A 22,566-nucleotide genomic window follows, 5' to 3' on the forward strand; every position below is an offset into this window, starting at 1 on the left:
CGTCGACAGCATGAGGTGGTCCGGCCCCCCTGCTGAGCGAGGTGTGTCCCGTTGCCCGACGTCCTTCTGCTGAACGGTCCCAACCTGGGTGTGCTGGGCCGGCGTGAGCCCGAGATCTACGGCACCGACACGCTGGCCGACATCGAAAAGGCGGTCGCCGAGGAGGTGCGGCCCCGTGGGTGGAACGTCGTCCCGGTCCAGCGTGACGGCGAGGGCGAGCTGGTCGGCGCGGTCCACGCGCACCGCGACACGACGGTCGGCGCGATCGTCAACCCGGGTGCGCTGATGATCGCCGGCTGGAGCCTGCGCGACGCGCTGGCCAGCTACGAGCCGCCGTGGATCGAGGTCCACCTGAGCAACGTGTGGGCGCGCGAGCAGTTCCGGCACGACTCGGTCATCGCGCCGCTGGCGAGCGGGGTGGTGGTCGGCCTCGGCGCCTTCGGCTACCGCCTGGCCGCGCGGGCGTTGCTGCACTTGTCGCCCGAACCGCCGAACGGGCTGCGCTGATTGCGCCAGTCCCACCGGTGGCCGGAGCCGGATCGGTAACGGCGATTTTCCGAGCATTCCCCCTGTGACCTGGTCATCTCCCAATGGTCCAGTCCATCGTTACCGTGAACATCGTCCGACCGCATGGTTTGTTGACTACTAACCGTTTGGGCGCTAGGCCATCGGGCTGATTCATGGCGTCGCTTATCGGAGAATCTCCTTGTGAGACAAGGAATGACGAGTTCACACGGCATTCCAAAGGAGTGTGACCGGGGTCACATGACCGATGACGAAGGGTCTTACCGAAGCTACTGTGAGCCAAGCAAGATGTTAGTTTTTGACATGCCAACCTGGGGAGGTTGTGGTGGTGCGAGCCCGGCATACCTGCCGGGACGTCACCACACACTGACTGAACATTCGGTGCTCCGTGTGAACACGTGTTTAACACGGTGCGCATTACATTGGGGGGAACGGCCCCTACGGGGCGTGCCGTTCATGCTCGGTGTCGGGAAAAAATTCCGCTCAAGCGCGGCACGCCGCAATCGATTCCGCTTCGTCTATATCTGGGGGATAGCCGATCGATGTTGGACGTACCAAACTTGCAAATGCCACAGAATCCGTTCGCCGGATTCGGTGACGATTTGATGCAGCGATCCTGCGACACCGCCGGGTTCCTCCGCCGCTCCGCCTCGTCGTGGTTCAACGGGCGGCTCGACGCGGGGTTGCACTGTGCCAGGGCAGCGGCCACGGGCGACCGCCGGGAATCCGACGAACTCAGCCAGCTGGCTCAGTTCTGGTATGTCGGGTTGCTGATCAAGGCCCGGGACCTCGACGCGGGCCGCCGGGTGCTCGAGTCGGCGGATCGGGGCGGGGCAGCCTCCGACCGCATGACCGCCGTCGCGCACAACGTGCGGGGCAGCCTGCTGTTCGCCATGGGCAGCGTCGACGACGCGATGGACGAAATCAGCACCGGGCTGCGGATCGCCGAGCGCTGTGGTGACCGGTCGCTGCGGCCGCCCAGTTACGTGGTGCTGGCGCTGGGTGCCCTTCGCCGCGCGGACATGCGGGCGTGCCGCCATTTCGTCGACAAGCTGTCGGACGAAGCCCTGCTCGGTTACTTCGGGCAGGCGCCGGGAGCGTGGGTGGCCGCGCAGGCGGTGGAAGCCCGCAGCGGCGTGGCGAGCGCGGCGAGCCTGATCGCCGGGATCGTGACGAACCCGGTGGTGCTCAAGCAGCTGCTGGTGTCGGAACCGGCGGCGGCGTCCTGGCTGGTTCGTGCGTGCGTCAAGCTGGGCGCGCACGACCTGGCGAAGGCTTCGGCGGAAGAGTCCGCCGCGCTGGCCGCCGAGCAGCCGGAGTTCAGCGTGATCCGCGGCTCCGCCCTGCACGCGGCGGGCCTGCTGGAGCAGGACGCGGCCAAGCTCCACGAGGCGGCCGACATCCACCCCGACCGCTGGTGCGCGGCGTCGGCGCGCGAGGACCTGGCGAGCCTGCTGGCCGTCCGGTGTTCCGAGCGCGACCGGACGATCAGGATCCTCGAGTCGGTCTTGGACACGTACGCGGCGGTGAGCGCCACGCGCGACTCGGCCCGGGTGGTGAACAAGCTCCGCGAGTACGGCGTCCGCCGCGGCACGACCCGGACGGTGGAGTGCGAAGGCGCCGTCCCGCACGGGCTGACGAACACGGAGTTCGCGGTGGCCGAGCTGGTGAGCCAGGGCCACACCAACAACGAGGTGGGCCGGCAGCTGTTCATCTCCCGGCACACGGTGGCGTTCCACCTGAAGAAGGTGTTCCAGAAGATGAACATCACTTCGAGGGTGGAGCTGGCGGCGGCGTGGAAGGTGTTCTCGTAGGACGGTGAAGCGAGGCGGGCCGGTGGTCCCCCGTGCGGTTGGGTGCCGTGACGGGAGCGACGACCGGATCCGGGTGGCCGAGCGGGCACGAAGAGTGGTCACGCCGCAGTGGAGGGCGGCGCGGTCGCGACGGTCCGGCGGTCCGGCCGCCCCTGGTGCCGGGGGCGGTGGGAGCGGCCGGCGAGCCGAGCCGTGCGGGAGAGGAGTGCCGTCCGCTCCCGGCGGCTCCGGGGTGCCTCGACCGCGGGTGCCACTGGGCGCCGCCACGCCCGTACCGCCGTGGGTGGTGCGGCAGCCGGGGATGCCATCGCGCGTCCTCGCGCGCGCACTGCCGCGCGCGGTCCGTAAGCGCTCTCCCGCGCCCTCGAACCGGCCCCGCGAATCCCCCGATCCGCGAAACGCCGCTCCCCGGCACGCCGGGTTCCACTCCGCCCCGGTGGCCTGCGCCATACCCCTCGACCCCGGCAAAACCCCAGGTAGAGCCGCCAAGGTGGCGTTACCGGCTGGTAGCTGGAATGATATTCGGCCGCTCACGCTCCGCTGAACCTCTTCCACGCTGCGCCAACCGGCGGGACCCCCGTGTGGCATCTTGACTGGAAGCGCCGGTGGGGTCACGCTTACTCCCGACGGCGAAACCGGGGCCCTTGCGGGAGGGACCACCGGGTCGCCCGGAGGCATACCTGAAGACGTTGCGAAGCAGGCTGGGCCCCATCGGGAGCGCCCCCTGGACAAGCCGCGACGTTCGGGCTAGACTGTCTCTTTGCGCTGCCCTCTTTCAGGCTGCCCGGAGCCGGTAGTTAGGATAGTGGGCACACGGCACCCTTGACAGTCGCTCATAGCTGTTGCTATGGCGGCCGTCACCGCTCATTGTCCCCGGAAGGACGCATCTTGGCAGTCTCTCCCGCGAACCAGGCCACTGCTGCGACCACCTCGGCTGAATCTCGCTCGGAGGCCACGGGAATCCCCGGCGCGCCCAAGCGGGTTTCCTTCGCAAAGATTCGCGAACCCCTGAACACCCCCAACCTGCTCGACGTCCAGATCCAGTCGTTCCAGTGGTTCACCGGGGACGAAGCGTGGTTCCAGCGCCGTGTCGAGGAAGGTGAAGAGAACCCGGTCGGCGGCCTCGAAGAGGTCCTCAACGAGATCTCCCCGATCGAAGACTTCTCCGGTTCGATGTCCCTGTCCTTCTCCGCCCCGCGCTTCGACGAGGTCAAGGCCTCGATCGAGGAGTGCAAGGACAAGGACATGACGTACGCGGCCCCGCTGTTCGTCACGGCGGAGTTCGTCAACAACAACACGGGCGAGATCAAGAGCCAGACGGTCTTCCTGGGCGACTTCCCGGTGATGACCGACAAGGGCACCTTCGTCATCAACGGCACCGAGCGTGTCGTGGTGTCCCAGCTGGTCCGCTCGCCGGGCGTCTACTACTCCAAGGACATCGACAAGACCAGCGACAAGGACGTCTTCAGCGTCCGGGTCATCCCGAGCCGGGGTGCCTGGCTGGAGTTCGACGTCGACAAGCGCGACACCGTCGGCGTCCGCATCGACCGCAAGCGCCGCCAGCCCGTCACCGTGCTGCTGAAGGCGCTCGGCTGGACCACCGAGGCGATCCGCGAGCGCTTCTCCTTCTCGGAGACGCTGCTCGCCACCCTCGAGAAGGACCACACCGCCGGCACCGATGAGGCGCTGCTCGACATCTACCGCAAGCTGCGCCCGGGCGAGCCGCCCACGAAGGAGAGCGCGCAGACCCTGCTGGAGAACCTGTTCTTCAAGGCGAAGCGCTACGACCTGGCCAAGGTCGGCCGGTACAAGGTCAACAAGAAGCTGGGCCTGTCGACCCCCATCGACAACGGGACGCTGACCGAAGAGGACATCGTCACGATCATCGAGTACCTGGTCCGGCTGCACGCCGGCGAGGACAAGATGACCGCGGCGAACAACACCGAGATCCCGGTCGAGACCGACGACATCGACCACTTCGGCAACCGCCGCATCCGGACCGTCGGCGAGCTGATCCAGAACCAGATCCGGGTCGGCCTGTCGCGCACCGAGCGCGTCGTCCGCGAGCGCATGACCACGCAGGACGTCGAGGCGATCACCCCGCAGACCCTGATCAACATCCGCCCGATCGGCGCGGCGATCAAGGAGTTCTTCGGCACCTCGCAGCTGTCGCAGTTCATGCAGCAGACGAACCCGATCGACGGCCTGACCCACAAGCGCCGCCTCAACGCGCTGGGCCCGGGTGGTCTGTCGCGTGAGCGCGCCGGCATGGAGGTCCGCGACGTCCACCCGTCGCACTACGGCCGGATGTGCCCGATCGAGACGCCGGAAGGCCCGAACATCGGCCTGATCGGCTCGCTCTGCTCCTACGCGCGGGTCAACCCGTTCGGCTTCATCGAGACGCCGTACCGCAAGGTCGTCGAGGGCCGGGTCACCGACCAGATCGACTACCTGACCGCGGACGAAGAAGACCGGTTCGTCAAGGCCCAGGCCAACGCGCCGATCACCGACGACGGCACCTTCGTCGAAGACCGGGTCATGGCCCGCCGCAAGGGCGGCGAGGTCGAGCTGATCGACCCGCTCGACATCGACTACATGGACGTGTCGCCGCGGCAGATGGTCTCGATCGCGACGGCGATGATCCCGTTCCTCGAGCACGACGACGCGAACCGCGCGCTGATGGGCGCGAACATGCAGCGTCAGGCCGTGCCGCTGCTGCGCAGCCAGGCGCCGTACGTCGGCACCGGCGTGGAGCTGCGGGCCGCGATCGACTCCGGCGACATGCTGGTCGCCGAGCAGTCGGGCGTGGTGGAGGAGCTGTCGGCGGACCTGATCACGGTCATGCACGACGACGGCACGCGGAAGAGCTACAGCCTCTACAAGTTCCGCCGCTCGAACCACGGCACCTGCTTCAACCACCGCCCGATCGTCAACGAGGGCGACCGGATCGAAGCCGGCCAGGTCATCGCCGACGGCCCGTCCACCGAAAACGGTGAGGTGGCGCTCGGCAAGAACCTGCTGGTCGCGGTCATGCCGTGGGAGGGCCACAACTACGAGGACGCGATCATCCTCTCCGAGCGCCTTGTGCAGGACGACGTCTTGACGTCGATCCACATCGAGGAGCACGAGATCGACGCCCGCGACACCAAGCTGGGCGCCGAGGAGATCACCCGGGACATCCCGAACGTCTCCGAGGAGGTGCTGGCCGACCTCGACGAGCGCGGCATCATCCGCATCGGTGCCGAGGTCCGTGACGGCGACATCCTGGTCGGCAAGGTCACGCCGAAGGGCGAGACCGAGCTGACCCCGGAGGAGCGCCTGCTCCGCGCGATCTTCGGCGAGAAGGCCCGCGAAGTCCGCGACACCTCGCTGAAGGTGCCGCACGGCGAGACCGGCAAGGTCATCGGCATCCGGGTGTTCTCCCGCGAGGACGACGACGAGCTGCCCCCGGGCGTCAACGAGCTGGTCCGCGTCTACGTGGCCCAGAAGCGCAAGATCCAGCCGGGCGACAAGCTCGCCGGCCGGCACGGGAACAAGGGTGTCATCGGCAAGATCCTGCCGGTCGAGGACATGCCGTTCATGGAGGACGGCACGCCCGTCGACATCATCCTGAACACCCACGGTGTGCCGCGACGGATGAACATCGGCCAGATCCTCGAGCTGCACCTGGGCTGGCTGGCGTCGCAGGGCTGGACGATCGAGGGCGACCCGGACTGGGCGAAGAACCTTTCGCCCGAGCTCCGCGACGTCGAGCCCGGCACGAACACCGCCACCCCGGTGTTCGACGGCGCGAAGGAGGAGGAGCTCACCGGGCTGCTCAGCGCGACCAAGCCGAACCGCGACGGCGAGCGGATGGTCAAGGAGAACGGCAAGGCCAACCTGTTCGACGGCCGCTCCGGCGAGCCGTACCCGTACCCGGTCGCGGTCGGCTACATGTACATCCTGAAGCTGCACCACCTGGTCGACGACAAGATCCACGCCCGCTCCACCGGTCCGTACTCGATGATCACGCAGCAGCCGCTGGGTGGTAAGGCGCAGTTCGGTGGCCAGCGCTTCGGTGAGATGGAGTGCTGGGCGATGCAGGCGTACGGCGCCGCCTACACGCTGCAGGAGCTGCTGACGATCAAGTCGGACGACGTGGTCGGCCGCGTCAAGGTGTACGAGGCCATCGTCAAGGGCGAGAACATCCCCGAGCCGGGCATCCCGGAGTCGTTCAAGGTGCTCCTCAAGGAGCTCCAGTCGCTGTGCCTCAACGTCGAGGTGCTCTCCAGCGACGGCTCCTCGATCGAGATGCGCGACTCCGACGACGAGGACCTCGAGCGCGCCGCGGCGAACCTCGGCATCAACCTGTCCCGCAACGAGTCGCCCTCGGTGGACGACGTCGTGCACTGATCGCGAGCTGAGGCGGGACCTACCTCCCGTGGGTCCCGCCTCGCCCGCCACCCCTCTCTAGCCGAAACAACCCCAAGGGGATCTAGACGTGCTGGACGTCAACTTTTTCGATGAGCTCCGCATTGGTCTCGCCACGGCCGACGACATCCGTCAGTGGTCGTACGGCGAGGTCAAGAAGCCGGAGACCATCAACTACCGGACGCTCAAGCCCGAGAAGGACGGCCTCTTCTGCGAGAAGATCTTCGGCCCGACCCGGGACTGGGAGTGTTACTGCGGCAAGTACAAGCGCGTCCGCTTCAAGGGCATCATCTGTGAGCGCTGCGGCGTCGAGGTGACCCGCGCCAAGGTGCGCCGCGAGCGGATGGGCCACATCGAGCTGGCCGCCCCGGTAACCCACATCTGGTACTTCAAGGGTGTTCCGTCCCGCCTGGGCTACCTGCTGGACCTGGCGCCGAAGGACCTCGAGAAGATCATCTACTTCGCTGCTTACGTCATCACCGGCGTGAACACGGAGCTGCGCCACAACGACCTGCCGACCCTCGAGAACGAGATCGGCGTCGAGCGCAAGAACCTCGAGACCAAGCGTGACGCCGACATCGAGGCGCGCGCGCAGAAGCTCGAAGCCGACCTGGCCGCGCTGGAGGCGGAGGGCGCCAAGTCCGACGTCCGCCGCAAGGTCAAGGAGGGCGGCGAGCGCGAGATGCGCCAGCTGCGCGACCGCGCCGGCCGCGAGCTGGACCGCCTCGAGGAGGTCTGGACGACCTTCACGAAGCTCGACACCCGCCAGCTGATCGCCGACGAGCTGCTCTACCGCGAGCTCGTCGACCGCTACGGCGAGTACTTCACCGGTGGCATGGGCGCGGAGGCCATCCAGAAGCTGGCCACCGAGTTCGACGTCTCCGCGGAGGCCGACAACCTGCGCGACACCATCCGCAACGGCAAGGGGCAGAAGAAGCTCCGCGCGCTGAAGCGGCTCAAGGTCGTCGCGGCCTTCCAGGCCACCGGCAACGACCCGCGCGGCATGGTGCTCGACGCCGTCCCGGTGATCCCGCCGGACCTGCGCCCGATGGTGCAGCTGGACGGTGGCCGCTTCGCGACCTCCGACCTGAACGACCTGTACCGCCGGGTGATCAACCGGAACAACCGCCTCAAGCGGCTGATCGACCTCGGCGCGCCCGAGATCATCGTCAACAACGAGAAGCGGATGCTGCAGGAGGCCGTCGACGCGCTGTTCGACAACGGCCGCCGCGGTCGTCCGGTCACCGGCCCGGGCAACCGGCCGCTGAAGTCGCTGTCCGACCTGCTCAAGGGCAAGCAGGGCCGGTTCCGCCAGAACCTGCTCGGCAAGCGCGTCGACTACTCGGGCCGTTCGGTCATCATCGTCGGCCCGCAGCTGAAGCTGCACCAGTGCGGTCTGCCGAAGGACATGGCGCTCGAGCTGTTCAAGCCGTTCGTCATGAAGCGGCTGGTCGACCTGAACCACGCGCAGAACATCAAGTCCGCCAAGCGGATGGTGGAGCGCTCGCGGCCGCAGGTGTGGGACGTGCTGGAAGAGGTCATCACCGGTCACCCGGTGATGCTGAACCGCGCGCCGACGCTGCACCGCCTCGGCATCCAGGCCTTCGAGCCGCAGCTGGTCGAGGGCAAGGCCATCCAGCTGCACCCGCTGGTCTGCGAGGCGTTCAACGCGGACTTCGACGGTGACCAGATGGCGGTGCACCTGCCGCTGTCGGCCGAGGCGCAGGCCGAGGCCCGGATCCTGATGCTGTCGGCGAACAACATCCTGTCGCCGGCGTCGGGCCGTCCGCTCGCCATGCCGCGGCTGGACATGGTGACGGGCCTGTTCCACCTGACCCGCCTCACCGAGACGGCCGAGGGCGCGGGCAACGCGTACTCGTCGACGGCCGAGGCGATCATGGCCTACGACCGCAAGGCGCTGAGCCTGCACGCCCCGGTCAAGATCCGCATCACCGACCGCCAGCCGGCCAAGGCCGACGAGGCGCGGCTCGCGGAAAAGGGCTGGGAGCCGGGCAAGGCGTGGCTGGCCGAGACCACCCTGGGCCGCGTGCTGTTCAACGAGCTGCTGCCGGCGGACTACCCGTTCATCAACGAGCCGATGCCGAAGAAGCGGCAGGCCGCGATCGTGAACGACCTCGCCGAGCGGTACTCGATGACCCAGGTCGCGCAGACCCTGGACCGGCTGAAGGACGCCGGTTTCTACTGGGCGACCCGGTCGGGTGTCACCGTGGCGATCTCCGACGTCCTGGTGCCGGAAGGCAAGAAGGCCATCCTCGACGAGTACGAGGGCAAGGCCTCCCAGGTGGAGAAGCGCTACCAGCGTGGTCAGCTGTCGCACGCCGAGCGCAACAACGAGCTCGTCAAGGTGTGGACGCAGGCCACCGAAGAGGTCCACAAGATCATGGAGACGGCGCTGCCGGACGACAACCCGATCGCGGTGATCGTGAAGTCGGGCGCGGCGGGCAACATGACGCAGGTCCGGTCGCTGGCCGGCATGCGTGGCCTGGTGTCGAACCCGAAGGGTGAGTACATCCCGCGTCCGATCAAGGCCAACTTCCGTGAAGGCCTCTCGGTGGCGGAGTACTTCATCGCGACGCACGGTGCCCGTAAGGGTCTGGCGGACACGGCGCTCCGGACCGCCGACTCGGGTTACCTGACCCGGCGTCTGGTGGACGTCTCACAGGACGTCATCGTCCGCGAGACCGACTGCGGCACCACCCGCGGCATCATGATGCCGATCGGCGAGGACATCGGCGACGGCAAGGTCCTGCGCGACCAGCACGTCGAGACCAGCGTGTACGCGCGGAACCTCGCGACGGACGCGGTGGACGCCAAGGGCAACGTCGTGCTGAACGCCGCCGACGACATCGGCGACCCGGCCATCGACAAGCTGCTCTCCAGCGGCATCTCGAAGGTCAAGGTCCGCTCGGTGCTGACCTGCGAGTCGGTCGTCGGCATCTGCGCGACCTGCTACGGCCGCTCGATGGCGACCGGTCTGCTCGTCGACGTCGGCGAGGCGGTGGGTATCGTCGCCGCCCAGTCGATCGGTGAGCCGGGTACGCAGCTGACGATGCGTACGTTCCACCAGGGTGGTGTGGCCGGTGACGACATCACGACCGGTCTGCCGCGTGTCCAGGAGCTGTTCGAGGCCCGCGTCCCGAAGGGCAAGGCGCCCATCGCCGACGTCGACGGCCGCGTGCGGATCGAGGAGAGCGAGCGGTTCTGGAAGATCACCCTCATCCCGGACGACGGGGGCGAGGAGATCGTCTTCGACAAGCTGTCCAAGCGTCAGCGGCTCGCGAACACCCCGAACGGCCCGCTGGGCGACGGTGACCACGTCCACGTCGGTCAGCAGCTGCTCGAGGGCACGCCGGACCCGCACGAGGTCCTGCGGGTCATGGGGCCGCGCGAGGCGCAGATCCACCTGGTGGACGAGGTCCAGAAGGTGTACCGGGCGCAGGGTGTGTCGATCCACGACAAGCACATCGAGGTCATCGTCCGGCAGATGCTGCGCCGGGTGACGGTCATCGATTCGGGTGGCACGGACTTCCTGCCGGGCGAGCTGCCCGAGCGGACGAAGTTCGAGGCGACGAACCGGGCCTCGGTCGCCGAAGGTGGCGAGCCGGCTTCGGGCCGTCCGGTGCTGATGGGCATCACGAAGGCGTCGCTCACCACGGACTCGTGGCTGTCGGCGGCGTCGTTCCAGGAGACCACGCGAGTCCTGACCGACGCGGCCATCAACGGCCGCTCGGACAAGCTCGTGGGCCTCAAGGAGAACGTGATCATCGGTAAGCTGATCCCGGCCGGTACGGGCATCAACAAGTACCGCAACATCCAGGTGCAGCCGACCGAAGAGGCCCGGGTCGCGGCGTACGCGATCCCGTCCTACGACGACGGTTACTACACCCCGGACGTGTTCGGTACGGGTACCGGTGCCGCGGTTCCGCTGGACGACTACGACTTCGGCCGCGACTTCCGCTGAAGCTGATTCGACGAAAGGCCCTCGCCGGTTTCCGGCGGGGGCCTTTCGGCGTTTCGCAACTGTCACCCAAACGGGTATTCACCCCGCTTCGATCTCGCTAGAGTGAGCCGGTTCACGCGGCTCGGGGGCTTTGCGCGTTCGACGGGTAATCAGGGGTGACTGTTCGTGAACATATCCAAGAGTGCGAGATCGCTCGCGCGCGGTTTCGCCACGCTGACGGCCGCGGCCGTGCTGACCAGCGTGTTCGCCGGCCCGGCGGCCGCGGACGAGCCGACACCGACCGCCACCGCACCGGCCACATCCGAAGCGCCGTCCACTTCGGAGGCCCCGGTTCCGGAGCCGAGTTCCGCACCGAGCTCCACCGAGCCGGAGAACAAGCCCGCGGCGGCGCAGCCGCAGGCCGCGGCGGACGGCCAAGCGCAGGTCATTGCCACGGCCGCCCTCAGCAAAACGGTGTACCAGTCCGACGAGGACGTCCCCTTCACCTTCACGCTGACCAACACCGGAACGGTCCCTGCCAAGGGCATCCACATCGCCCAGGGCATGAGCAAGCTGACCGACCTGCTCGTCTTCTTCGACGACAACGGCTGGGGCAAGCTCGTGCAGCAGTCGGGTGTGGACCTCCAACCGGGGGAGAGCTTCGAGCTGAAGAAGACGGGGAAGATCCGGGACATCACCCAGACGGAGGTGGTCCTCGAGGGGCAGGTCTTCGACAGCGACGGCAGCCGGGTCGCCTACTTCGGCGCCACGGCGAAGGTCGAGCAGACGCTGCTGCCCGCCCGGGGCACGGTGTACGGCGACCGGAACGGCAACGGCGTCTTCGACGACGGCGAGCAGCTGACCGGCATCCCGGTCACGCTGCGGTACCCGTACGGCTCGAACCAGTACGCGGCCACGAGCGGCCCCGAGGGGAAGATCGACTTCGGCAAGGTCCCGTCGGCCACGTACAACCTCGGTGGCGTGCCGGCCGGCGACTGGCTGATCCCGTTCCAGAACGTCCACGTCGGAACGGGCTCGAAGGACCTGCTCATCCGGGCCGTGCCGCCGCTGCACGGCGCGCTGAAGGCGTCGATGGTGTTCACCCAGGACAGCTACCAGCCCGGCGACCTCGCGCACCTCACCGTGACGCTGTCCAACTCCGGCTCGATCCCGCTCACCGGCATCGTGGCCTCGTGCGACCGCTTCGGCTCCGACTTCGCGCTGAAGGGCGGCCCCGGTTGGGGAGATCTCGACACCTTTGCCGACGGCGTGACGATCGCTCCCGGACAGACGCGGACCTTCGACGTCACCGAGCGGGTGCCGGACGCGGCTCGGAACAGCGGCGTCGTCACGGCGGACTGCGACTTCGGCTACCGCGAGGTCGGCATCGAGGAGCACCCGAACGCGAGCGCCCAGGCGGCGGTGCCCGGGGTCAAGGCGACCGTGGTCGGCGACGTGGCCGTCTACGACGACCGTGGCGAGATCAAGCAGCCGGTCGCCGGCGTCAAGGTCGTGCTGGTGTCCGACCGGCACTGCCCGGTCACGGCCGAACAGACGACCGATGCGAAGGGCCACTTCGAGTTCCACGACGTGGTGCCCGGGCCTGAGTACCGGCTGTTCTTCCTGCCGCCGGCGGGGTGGAAGATCAAGGACGAGAACCCCTGGTCGATCTTCGTCCGCGGCCCGGCGGACCGCCCGGTCAAGCTCCAGGTCGAAGCGGAGCAGGGTGATGCGCCGCTGCCCGCGGTGCCGGCCAACCCGGCGGACTGCACCGCCGGTGCCCCGACCTCGACGACCGGCGCACCGGGCGGGACCGGCGGTGGCCAGAGCGGCGGCTCCGGGCTGGCCAGCACCGGCGTCGACGCGATCGGGCTCGGCGCGCTCGCGTTGCTCGCCCTCGCCCTCGGCGGCGGCCTGGTGTTCGGCGCCCGTCGTCGCCGGCGCACGATCTGACGCTGGAAAGCGAAGCGCCCCCGGTCCACAGTGGACCGGGGGCGCTTTTTCGCGTCAGTGCAGGCTTCCGCGGGACACCGGGAAGTCGAAGTAGGTGTCCGGGAACGGCTCGCCGTTCAGCGTGAAGTGCCACCACTCCTCGGGCAGGTTGCGGAAGCCCGCCGCGGCCATCGTCGAGCGCAGCAGGTCGCGGTGCTGCCGGGCGACGCCGGTGATCGCCGGGTTGTCGGTGTGCGCGAGCGGGTCGAAGCAGTCGTAGCCGGTGCCCATGTCGACGGTGTTGTCGGGGAAGCGCTGGGCCCGCGGCGCGAAGCACGCCTTGAGCGGTTCGCCCGGGACGTACGGCCGCTGGAACGGTGGCGGGAGGCGGACGAGCGTGAGGTCCATCGTGCTGCCGCGGCTGTGCCCGGACTTCTCGGCGATGTACCCGTCGGCGAAGAGCCGGTCCTTGGCGACGTTCGGGTAGAACTCCGCTTTCATCTTCTCGTCGGCGAGGTCCTTGGCCCACCGCACGAAGTGGTCGACGGCGCGCTGCGGCCGGTAGCAGTCGTAGACCTTGAGCGTGTAACCGCGCTTGACCAGCTGGGCCTGTGCCTTCCGCAGGCCTTCGGCGGCCTGCCGGGTCAGGAGGCACAGCGGTTGGCGGTACCCGTCGACGCGGCGGCCGACGAAGTTGTGCCGCGTGTCGTAGCGGATGTCCTGCAGGATCGACGGCGCGACGTCGGAGAGTGCGACGAAGGCCCGGGACGTGGTCGTGGCCTGCGCGGGCGTGGGGACGGCGAGACCGGCCGCCGCGGCGAGGGTGACGGCGAGGGCGCGCACCCGGCGAGTGAAGATCGGCATCCCTCTCGTCTATCAGCTCGGCCCCCGGACGCACAGCCGCCGACCGGTCAGGACCAGCCTTCGGACGTTGTCGCGCGCAGGAAGTCGTCCGAGGGTGGCTGCACCGGCCGTCCCTCGAACTGCGTGGAAAGCACCACCGACGACCGCAGCTCGCCGTGCTTGCCCAGCCGTTCCAGCAGCCCCTCGAAGTGCTCGAGCGACGCCGCCCGGATCTTCAGCATCGTGCAGTGGTCGCCGCTCAGCCGGTGGATCTCGACGACCTCCGGGTAGTCCTCGGCCTTCGACGTCTTCAGCAGGCAGCTGCTCAGCGCGCACCGCATCTCGACGAACGCCTGCAGCGGCTGGCCCGCGCGCCGCGCGTCGACCTGGGCGCGGTAGCCGGTGATCACCCCGGTCTCCTCCAGCCGCCGCACCCGCTCGGCCACCGCCGGCGCCGACAGGTTGATCCGCCGCCCGAGCTCTTTGAACGACAGCCGCCCGTCGGCCTGCAGCAGGTCCAGCAGCCGCCAGTCGACGTCGTCCAGCGCCTTTTCCGAACGGAAGGTCATGGGCCTCATCTTCCTTCCGATGCACGGGCGGGGCGAGCGAAATCCCGTGCATCGGCCCTTCGAACCGCGTCCGGATTTCCCTAACGTTGCTGCTCATGGGGACTTCGACGGTGACCGGCCGGACCCGGTCGATGGGGGCACTGTTCGCCGGTGTCGCGCTGCTCAACACGGCCACGGTCGGCCTCGGCACGGCGGCCACGCTGATCGTCGCCGCCGGCAGCGGCGCGGTCTGGAGCGGGCTGCCGAGCGTGGCGAACGTGCTCGGCACCGCGGCGGGCGCGCTCGGCGCCGGGAGGCTGCTGCCGGTCCACGGCAGTCGCCGGGTGCTGGCCGGTGGCTACGGCCTCGCCGCGGCCGGCGCGCTGGTGGCGTTCGCGGGCGCGCTGGCGACGTCGGTCGTGCCGCTGCTGCTGGGCATCCTGCTGGTCGGGCTGGGCAACGGCGGTGCGCAGCTCTCGCGGTACCTGGCCGCGGACCTGTACCCGGAGGACCGCCGGGGGCGCGCGCTCTCGACCGTCGTCTGGGGCGGGACCATCGGCGCGCTCGCCGGGCCGGCCCTGATGGCTCCGGCGGCCGGTGCCGCGGCCGGCTTCGGCTGGCCGTCGCTGTCCGGCCCGGCCGCGGTGACGGTCCTGGCCACGGCAGGCGCGGCGCTGGCGGCGGCGTTCCTCCCGCGGCACGTGCCGCCGGGGCCGGTCGTGGCCGCGCCCGGCCCGGTGCGGCCGGCCGGCGTCGTCCGGCCGCTGGTCGCGATGGTCGCCGCGCAGCTCACGATGGGGGCGGTGATGACGATGACGCCGTTGCAGCTGCAGGCGCACGGGCACGGCCTCGGCGTCGTCGGCTGGGTGCTGAGCGCGCACCTGTTCGGGATGTTCGCGCTGGCGCCGCTGTCCGGCCGGATCGCCGACCGCTGGGGCCCGCACGTAGCCGTCAACGCGGGCCTCGGCGTCCTCGCGCTGGCCGCGGCGACCGCGCTCGCGGCGCCGACCGCGCACACCTCCGGCCTGCCGATCGCGCTGTTCCTCCTGGGCTACGGCTGGAACCTGGTGTTCGTCGGCGGCAGCGCGCAGCTCAGCCGGGACCTCGCGCCGGAGACGCGCCGCCGGGTGCAGGGCACCGTCGACGCGGTCGTCTGGTCGGCGTCCGCGCTGGCCGGCCTGGGGTCGGGGGCGCTGTTCTCGGGCGGCGGGTACGGGCTGGTCGCGGTGGTCGGCGGGGTGCTGGCCCTGCTCCCGCTGGCGTTCTCCGCCGCCCGTGACGGCCGGTGACCGGGCCGTTGTCGGCAAATCTCTCGTCCCCGCGGCCGCGGCCGGGCGGCCAAGATGGGCCGTGGCTGACTCTGTGCCTTTCACGGACAACTTCTCGGACCTCTCGAACACGCAGGGGTACCAGTTCGAGTTCCGTTGCGAGCGTTGCGGCAACGGTTTCCGTTCCGCCTTCCAGCGCGACAACGTCGAGACCGGCCGAAGCGTGCTTCGCGCGGTGGGGTCGTTCTTCGGTGGGACGCTGCGCGACCTGAGCAACTCGGCCGACCAGTGGCGCTACGACCGCGCGACGAACTCGCCGGCCAAGGACAAGGCCCTGGCGGCGGCGGTCGAGGAGATCACCCCGAGTTTCCGCCAGTGCCGCGGCTGCGGCGACTGGATGTGCCAGGACCAGTGCTGGAACGAGGACATCGGCCAGTGCCTGCGCTGCTCGCCGAGCGTCGCGGAAGAGATCTCGCGCGCCCAGGCCGCGGCCCAGCGCGACCAGATCTGGGACAAGGCCCGGGATAAGGACTGGACGGCGGGCCTGGACCTCGACACCCGGGCCAAGGTCACCTGCCCGGGCTGCGGCCTGAAAGCGGACGGTGGCAAGTTCTGTTCGTCCTGTGGCACGTCGCTGGCCTTGAAGGTCGCCTGCGGCGGCTGCGGCAGTGAGAGCAACAAGCCGGGAGCGTTGTTCTGCTCCGATTGCGGCGCCAAACTCTGAGCCGGGACGCGCTCCGAAAACCGCCGTCTTACCACCCTTTCCCACGAATTCCGTCAGGTTCCGCCGGCACGGCCCGCGATGCGGGCCGTGTCCTTTTTCCGGGCATCGACAACCGCCTTCGCCGCGGGTATTTGTCTAGGGTGCGCGAGGGGGGCTCGCGGGCACGGAACCGGAACGGCGGTCGTTCCGGGACTCGTCGAGGAGGGTGCGGCGTGGCGGTCGGCGGTGCGGGCGGAAACGGCACGGAATGGCCTGGTGGCACAGTGATGTCGCGGCTACCGGGTGCGCTGGCCGGTGAGCTGCTGAGACTGGGGAGTCCGAAACCGTGTCCCGCCGGGACGGTTCTGCTGCACCAGGGCGAACCCAGCACGCACGTTTTCCTGCTCGGGCACGGGAAACAGCCCAGGCTGGCGTGCGTCAAGGTCACCGCGGCGGACCGGAACGGCACCGAAAGCCTGCTGGGCATCAGGGTGAGCGGTGATCTCGTCGGCGAGATGGGGGTGCTGCGGGAAGGCCCTCGCTCGGCGACGGTGACGGCGTGCCGGGCGATGACGGTGCACCGGATCCCGCTGGAGCACTTCTGGCTCTTCCTGCGGCGCCGGGAAGAAGCCTGGCGGGTGGTCTGCCACATGATCGCCGACCGGCTCGACTGGGCGAACCGCCGACGGCTCGACTTCGCCGGGTACGACACGGCGGTGCGGCTCGCCCGGGTCCTGCTCGAACTGGCCGAGTACCACGGTGCCCCCGGTGAGGCCGGGATCAGGCTGGGGATCCAGCTTTCGCAAGCGGAATTCGGCAAGCTGATCGGGGCGGGCCGGGACGCCACCCAATTGGCTGTCCGCCAATTGAAGGAGAAGAACTACATCGCGTACCGATACCGGACAGTAACCATTCTTGACCTGAACGGACTAGTGAGGTTCGCTGAACCTGGCTAACGAACCGGTGCAGATCACGGAATTTTCCGGAGTCTTGGTCACGTAGTGCAGGCAGACTCTGCGCTCATCTCCTGACGGCTCCGAAAAAGGACAATGACCTTGGCTCGCGGCAGCGATTTTTCCCGTCATCTGCTCATTTCCATGGACGTGCAAGGCTACGGCGGCCGGGACGACCGGCAGCACGCTTCGATCCAATCCGGCCTGCTCGCCGTGGCGGACACCGCCGCCGGCCGGTGCGGCCTGGACCGGACGACCTGGCACCGGCAGGGCGCCGGTGACGGCGAACTGGCGATCCTCCCACCGGGCACCCCCGAACCGGCGGTCGTGGACGACTACGTCCGCGAGCTGGTCGCGGCGCTCGCCGGCCACAACCACGATCTCGCGGCCGAGACCCGGATGCGCATCCGGATCGCGATCCACCACGGGGTCGCGATGCCCGGCGCGAACGGCTGGACGGGACAGGGCGTGGTGGGCGTGAGCCGCCTCGTCGACAGCGCGCCTGTCCGCGGCGCCCTCCGCGCGTTCCCGGACGCCGACCTGGCCGTGCTCGTGTCGCGGCAGATCTACACCGACGTGGTGGCCCAGCGCCACACCTCGCTGAAACCCGGGGAGTTCCGGGAAGTCGTGGTGCGGCAGAAGGAATTCACCGACGTGGCGTGGCTCCGGGTCCCGGGACACGACGTGCACGGCGCCCGGCTCTCGGCCGGCCCGCCCCGGCTCCCCGCCGATCCGGCGGGCACCCGGGTGACCGGCACGGCCGGGCCGCACTACCGCGCCGAGGCGATCACCGTGGTCAACGGGAGCGTCGACGCGACGAACGCGGTCTTCGGGATCAAGCACGGCTCATGAGCGAGGAAGAACCGGCGGAAAAGCCGGCCGAGACGCCGGAGCCCCCGCCCGGCGACGACTACACCGAACAGCTCGCGGGCGCGGTGAACCAGTTCAACGGCCCGATCTACGCCGACGGCGCCCAGTTCGGCATCGGCCCGCAGCGGCCGGCGCGCGTCAAGGCCGCGGCCGGCAAGCTCGACGACGCCGATGTCCGGGCCGAGCTGAGCCACTACGTCACGCCTGCCGGCTACGACACGGCGCTCGGCGCGCTGCGCAAGGACCACGTCGTCGGCCTGCACGGCGACCGGGGGACCGGGAAGCGGGCCGGCGCGATCGCGCTGCTGCGCGAAGTCACCGACGGGCCGCTGTACCTGCTGTCCCCGATGAACCGGCTCAAGAGCCTGGCCGAACGCGACTACACGGCGGGAAGCGGTTACATCATCGCCGACCGCATCGCCGAGCGAAAAGCCGCCGACGTCGACTTCACGTGGCGGACGGTCCGCGACCGCGTCCGCGACCAGGGTGCGCACCTCGTCGTCACCACGACCACACCGACCGGGTGCGGTGAAGTCGACGCCGTCGCCCACGTGCGGTGGGAACAGCCCGACCCGCGGCAGGTGCTGCGCGTCCGGCTCGCCGGCCTCGACGGCGCCGACGAGGTCGTCGAACGGGTTCTGCGTGCTTGGCCCGACGGCGGGCAGCTGACCGACCTCGTCGCCGTCGCGGCCGACCTCGGCGAGGGGCTGACGGTCGAGGATGCACTGCCCAAATTGGACGCGTCCCTGCACGACCGGGTCCGGACGTGGTTCGACGAAGAGCGGGACGAACGGGACTTCCTGGCCGCCACCGCACTGGCCTTCCTCGACGGGGCGCGGCAACGGACCTTCGAGTCGGCGCTGGGAAAGCTGGCGGCGAAGCTCGCCGAGTCGGTCGTGGGCGACGAGCCGGACCCCGGCGAGCGCCCGCAGTCCGAGTTGCTGCGGCAACACCGGCTCAAGCTCTACGCGCCCGACAGCCTGATCAAGGTCGAGCGGGCCGGCTCGGACGGGGTCGCCCGGCACTGCCCCCGGTTCCGGGAGCCGCGGTACCGGCGGTTCGTGCTCGCCGAACTGTGGGCCCGCGAAGAAGCGCCGTTCTGGGACGGTGTCTCCGCGTGGCTCGACGAGGTGATGCCGGAGGAGGGCCTGCGGGTCGCCGCCGGGCTCGCCGAACTCGCGCGGTACGCCTTCGACGAGGTCGACGACATCCTGGCGCCGTGGGCCGACGGCAAGCGCGGCTGGCCGGGCCAGACCACCGCGACCCACGTGCTGTGGCTGCTGAGCTACGACGAAGCCCTCGCCCCGGAAGCGCTCCGGCTGGCGGCGCAGTGGGCCGGGCGCGGCACCCCCGCCGAACGGTGGACGGGCGCGGTCGCGCTGAGCGGCGAGCTCGGGGCCCGTTACCCGCACGAAGCGGCCAACCGCCTCTGGCAGCTCATCCTGCAGAGCCACACGGTCACGGGGGACGCGCACGTCGCTCTCGCCGCGCTGTTCGTCACGTTGACCCGGCGCACCGAGGACGCCGGGGTCGTCTTGACGCTGCTCGACGGAAAAGTGCGGCGGCTGGACAACCCGGGCACCAAGCCGGAGTACATCCGGGCGGCCACGCGGGCGACCCTCAGCGTGCTCGCCGCGCGCGACCGGGTCTCCGGCCGGCACGCCGCCACCACGCACCTCTGCCGCGTGGGGGACCGGACCGCGCCCGTCCAAGGGCGGCTGTGGGCCGCGGTCCTGCGCAACCGGCCGACGCGCAAGCGGGCGCTGACCGTCCTGCGCTCCGCCCTCGACGACCTCAAGCACCTCTGCGACGACCCCGTCGCGGTCGCGACTTCGCTCGGGCTGGCCATTTCGGCGGCCCTGCCCCCCGGCGAAGCCGGCCTCCTCCGCGCGGACTTCGCCGCGCTGGAGGCACGCACCCGCAAAGACAGTTCCCCTCTGGTCGAGCACCTGCTCGCCGCGATCTCCCACCTGCACCGAGAGGCTGCCGCACTGCCATGACCGAGCCTTACCCGATCGTCGAACAACGCCCACTGGATCCCGCGCAGACCAAGGGGAAGTTCTTCTGGCGCAAGGAATACCGCGAACACGGCGAACTGCCGAGGCCGAACGCGCACCAGGTCTTCGTCTACCGCGTCGACGGCGAATACGTCCTCGACAGCGCCCAGCGGCGTCTGGACGAAGAACAGGTCGTGCGAGCCACCCACGTCAGCCTGGTGGACCTGACCCGCGACGCCGAGGTGATCGTCGAGCTGGCCATCCCGTCCGCCGAAGCCGACGACTTCACCATGCGCGTCACGTTCGTCTGCACCGTGACGAACCCCGTCAGCGTCGTCCGGGAGGGGCGAGGCGACGCGCAAACGCTGCTGCGGGCCTACCTCAAGAGCCACCACCGGATCTTCGAGCTGGGCCTGGAGTACCGGCTGCTGCAGATCAACGACGTCCGCCGGGACGTCAACGCCCAGGTGAAGGCCTTCACCACGCTCAAGCCGCCGGTGATCTCCGGCATCGCCGTGGAACTCCGCAGCGTCGAGGTGCTGACCCCGGACGAGTACCGGCAGCTGATGGGCAACCGCCGCAGCATCGAGTACCAGCACGAGCTGGACACGACGCAGCAGCGCCTGGACCATTCGCTGACCGCGGAACGCCAGCACCACGACCAGTACCTCGAGCGCGACCGGAGCGGGCACGACCACCGGCTGAGCACCGAGCGGCTGGCGCACGAGCAGCGGCTGGAGTGGGAGCGGGTGCACCACTCCGGGGTCGTCGGGATCGAGCAGCAGCGGTACGAGCTCGACCGCCTGGCCGACCGGAAGGCGTTCGACCGGCACCAGCGCGGTCAGGACCGCGAGGAGATGACCGCGCTGGCCGAGATCATCCGGAACAATCCGGACAGCGCGCTGGCGAACGCGTACGTGGCCGGCTCGCTGGACGCGACCGAGATGGCCGAGCGGCTGCTCGTCGAGAACCGCCACCGCGGCGAGATCGAGCGCACCGAGCGGCAGGCTGCATTCGACCGCCGTCACGAGGAGCGGCTCTACGAAATCGAGCACCGGAACGAGCAGCGCCGGTGGAGCCGCGAGCAGTCCCGCGAGGAACGCAAGTGGCGGCGCGAAGACCACGGCCTGGCCCGCGCGGAGACCCGGCGCAAGGAGGAGATCACCCTCGAGGTCATCCGGGAGCTCGGCAAGCACGGCTACCTCGACATGACGAACCTGGACCCGAACCTGCTGATCACCAAGCTGACCGGAGGCACGCCGCGGGAGCAGCTCGAGGGCGGCGGCAAGACGGAGCCGGCCGCCGGGGACAAGGCTTCGCCCGCGCCGCGGGCCGAGCCGGAAGACACCGAAGACGACGACACCGGGGTGAGGGAAGAGGATGTCAGTTGAGACCGAGGCGCCCACCCGGGGCGCCCTTCCTCCCGACGTCCCGCTGGGGACCTACCGGCCGGTGGACCCCCACCGCGGGCTCGGCAGGCGGCTGCGGGCCCTGGCCGGGATCCGCGAAGAGATCCTCGACTGGGTGCCGGAAGAGCGGCCGCGCTACACGCGGCTCGGCGCCATCATCTTCAACACCGGCCTGCTGGCCGGGTTGTCGCTGCTGGTGGCGCTCAGCGATCTGTCGACCGTGCCGTGGATCTTCCTGCTGCCCGCCGGTGCGCTGTGGGCCTACGTCATCATCAGCTTCGACGGCTGGCTGATCTCCAGCACGCACGGCATGCTCGGCGCGGGCAAGACCCGGGTGTTCGTGCCCCGGCTGGTGATCTCGCTGCTGATGGGGGCGGTGATCGCGGAACCGCTGCTGCTGTGGATCTTCCAGCCCGCCATCCACAAGGAAGTCCTCGACGGCAGGCAGAACGAGCTGTCCGCGTACGAGAGCCAGTACCGCACCTGCAACCCGGAGGGTGCGCCGGCGCTCAAGACCCCCGAGTGCGCGAACTTCCAGCTGACCATCAAGAACTCGCCGGAGGCGGCGCAGCAGGAGCTGGACAAGGCGAGCAAGAACCGGGACGCGGCGAAGTCGGAATACGACGTCCTCCACACGCAGTGGGACCAGCTGGAGAAGCTGGCGCGCGCGGAGTGCAGCGGCACGCGGGGCGAAGGGCTCACCGGCGTGGCGGGCGACGGTCCCGAATGCGACCGGAACCGGCAGGTGGCGGACCGCTTCCGCACCGACAACCAGCTCGAGAAGCGGCAGGCCGACCTGACCGCGGCCAACACGAACATCGACGCGTTGACCGCGAAGCTGGGCAGCGCCCGGCAGACCGCCGGCCAGCAGGTCAGCGACGCCATCACCGCGAAGGTCACGTCGATGCGCGAGCACCAGGGCGCGATCGGCATCCTCGACGAGGACGAAGCGCTCGGGCGGCTCTCCGACCGCAGCGTGCTCGTGTTCGCGGCTCAGTGGCTCGTGCGGCTGCTGCTGATCGCGATCGACTGCATGCCGGTGCTGACGAAGCTGATGAGCGGCTCGACGGCGTACGACGTGCTCGTCTCCCGGCAGGTCGAGGTCGCCCGCCGGCTGCACGAGAAGCACGTCACGCTGCGGGAACGGCAGGACACCGCGGACAACGACGTCTGGCTGCAGCGGACCGAGTACAACCTCCGGACCAGGGTCGACAGCATCGAGGAGGCCGATCGGTCCGCCCGGGCGCGGCGGGAGTCGGACCTGGACGCCGAGATCGACCGGCTGGCCGCGAAGCTGCGCAACCAGCAGTAGGGGAGTTCCCGGCCGCGCGGG

The 22,566-nt window shown here is 69.6% G+C and carries 14 protein-coding genes; 12 read left to right on the forward strand and 2 right to left on the reverse strand.

All coding sequences use genetic code 11. The features are described 5' to 3' along the window. The first annotated feature begins 51 nt into the window (after positions 1-51). The 5 genes from QRY02_RS40965 to QRY02_RS40985 all read left to right on the forward strand — a co-directional run bounded on the left by QRY02_RS40965 (position 52) and on the right by QRY02_RS40985 (position 12,663). Entirely contained in the window at positions 52-507 is a 456-nt protein-coding gene (locus QRY02_RS40965) for a type II 3-dehydroquinate dehydratase (RefSeq protein ID WP_285988086.1), read from the forward strand. 623 nt (positions 508-1,130) lie between these two features. Then, positions 1,131-2,339 carry a helix-turn-helix transcriptional regulator gene (locus QRY02_RS40970; protein WP_285988087.1) on the forward strand — a complete coding sequence of 403 codons (1,209 nt, stop codon included), beginning with the start codon at positions 1,131-1,133 and terminating at the stop codon, positions 2,337-2,339. 888 nt (positions 2,340-3,227) lie between these two features. Beyond that, complete coding sequence (gene rpoB, locus QRY02_RS40975) at positions 3,228-6,731, forward strand: DNA-directed RNA polymerase subunit beta (RefSeq protein ID WP_285988088.1); 3,504 nt, start codon at positions 3,228-3,230, stop codon at positions 6,729-6,731. Positions 6,732-6,819: 88 nt separating this feature from the next. Beyond that, positions 6,820-10,731 (forward strand): DNA-directed RNA polymerase subunit beta', encoded by a 3,912-nt coding sequence (locus QRY02_RS40980; RefSeq protein WP_285988089.1) that lies wholly within the window; start codon positions 6,820-6,822, stop codon positions 10,729-10,731. Positions 10,732-10,896: 165 nt separating this feature from the next. Then, positions 10,897-12,663 carry a hypothetical protein gene (locus QRY02_RS40985; protein WP_285988090.1) on the forward strand — a complete coding sequence of 589 codons (1,767 nt, stop codon included), beginning with the start codon at positions 10,897-10,899 and terminating at the stop codon, positions 12,661-12,663. 54 nt (positions 12,664-12,717) lie between these two features. Here QRY02_RS40985 and QRY02_RS40990 read toward each other — a convergent pair whose 3' ends face one another. Next, positions 12,718-13,506, reverse strand: coding sequence for a M15 family metallopeptidase (locus QRY02_RS40990; protein WP_285988091.1), 789 nt, complete (start codon positions 13,504-13,506; stop codon positions 12,718-12,720). Between the two features lie 47 nt (positions 13,507-13,553). Beyond that, positions 13,554-14,054 (reverse strand): Lrp/AsnC family transcriptional regulator, encoded by a 501-nt coding sequence (locus QRY02_RS40995; RefSeq protein WP_285988092.1) that lies wholly within the window; start codon positions 14,052-14,054, stop codon positions 13,554-13,556. 95 nt (positions 14,055-14,149) lie between these two features. On the opposite strand from QRY02_RS40995, the gene QRY02_RS41000 reads away from it, so the two are divergent. The 7 genes from QRY02_RS41000 (at position 14,150) to QRY02_RS41030 (ending at position 22,545) form a co-directional block, all read left to right on the forward strand. After that, positions 14,150-15,322 carry an MFS transporter gene (locus QRY02_RS41000; RefSeq protein ID WP_285988093.1) on the forward strand — a complete coding sequence of 391 codons (1,173 nt, stop codon included), beginning with the start codon at positions 14,150-14,152 and terminating at the stop codon, positions 15,320-15,322. Further along, entirely contained in the window at positions 15,309-16,025 is a 717-nt protein-coding gene (locus QRY02_RS41005) for a zinc ribbon domain-containing protein (protein WP_285988094.1), read from the forward strand. The genes QRY02_RS41000 and QRY02_RS41005 overlap by 14 nt, the downstream gene beginning before the upstream one ends. Before the next feature lie 266 nt (positions 16,026-16,291). Next, a complete protein-coding gene (locus QRY02_RS41010; RefSeq protein ID WP_285988095.1) occupies positions 16,292-16,960 on the forward strand; it encodes a Crp/Fnr family transcriptional regulator in 669 nt (222 codons plus the stop codon). Positions 16,961-17,101: 141 nt separating this feature from the next. After that, on the forward strand, positions 17,102-17,809 hold the full coding sequence (locus QRY02_RS41015; protein WP_285988096.1) for a hypothetical protein: 708 nt from the start codon (positions 17,102-17,104) through the stop codon (positions 17,807-17,809). Beyond that, positions 17,806-19,827, forward strand: coding sequence for a hypothetical protein (locus QRY02_RS41020; RefSeq protein WP_285988097.1), 2,022 nt, complete (start codon positions 17,806-17,808; stop codon positions 19,825-19,827). The genes QRY02_RS41015 and QRY02_RS41020 overlap by 4 nt, the downstream gene beginning before the upstream one ends. Next, positions 19,824-21,215, forward strand: coding sequence for a hypothetical protein (locus QRY02_RS41025; RefSeq protein WP_285988098.1), 1,392 nt, complete (start codon positions 19,824-19,826; stop codon positions 21,213-21,215). The genes QRY02_RS41020 and QRY02_RS41025 overlap by 4 nt, the downstream gene beginning before the upstream one ends. Beyond that, the gene (locus QRY02_RS41030) at positions 21,205-22,545 is read left to right on the forward strand and encodes a DUF4407 domain-containing protein (protein WP_285988099.1); all 1,341 of its coding nucleotides are present in this window, start codon (positions 21,205-21,207) and stop codon (positions 22,543-22,545) included. Before QRY02_RS41025 ends, QRY02_RS41030 begins: the two co-directional genes overlap by 11 nt. The last annotated feature ends 21 nt before the right edge of the window (positions 22,546-22,566 follow it).

The organism is Amycolatopsis sp. DG1A-15b (genome assembly GCF_030285645.1).
In the GTDB taxonomy this organism is placed as follows: Bacteria; Actinomycetota; Actinomycetes; order Mycobacteriales; family Pseudonocardiaceae; genus Amycolatopsis.

Coding starts and splice junctions, on each gene's coding strand:
- QRY02_RS40970 (WP_285988087.1), top strand. CDS start 1,131: ATGCAGCGATCCTGCGACACCGCCGGGTTCCTCCGCCGCTCCGCCTCG.
- QRY02_RS40990 (WP_285988091.1), bottom strand. CDS start 13,506: ATGCCGATCTTCACTCGCCGGGTGCGCGCCCTCGCCGTCACCCTCGCC.
- QRY02_RS40995 (WP_285988092.1), bottom strand. CDS start 14,054: ATGACCTTCCGTTCGGAAAAGGCGCTGGACGACGTCGACTGGCGGCTG.
- QRY02_RS41000 (WP_285988093.1), top strand. CDS start 14,150: ATGGGGACTTCGACGGTGACCGGCCGGACCCGGTCGATGGGGGCACTG.
- QRY02_RS41010 (WP_285988095.1), top strand. CDS start 16,292: ATGTCGCGGCTACCGGGTGCGCTGGCCGGTGAGCTGCTGAGACTGGGG.
- QRY02_RS41015 (WP_285988096.1), top strand. CDS start 17,102: ATGGACGTGCAAGGCTACGGCGGCCGGGACGACCGGCAGCACGCTTCG.
- QRY02_RS41020 (WP_285988097.1), top strand. CDS start 17,806: ATGAGCGAGGAAGAACCGGCGGAAAAGCCGGCCGAGACGCCGGAGCCC.
- QRY02_RS41025 (WP_285988098.1), top strand. CDS start 19,824: ATGACCGAGCCTTACCCGATCGTCGAACAACGCCCACTGGATCCCGCG.
- QRY02_RS41030 (WP_285988099.1), top strand. CDS start 21,205: ATGTCAGTTGAGACCGAGGCGCCCACCCGGGGCGCCCTTCCTCCCGAC.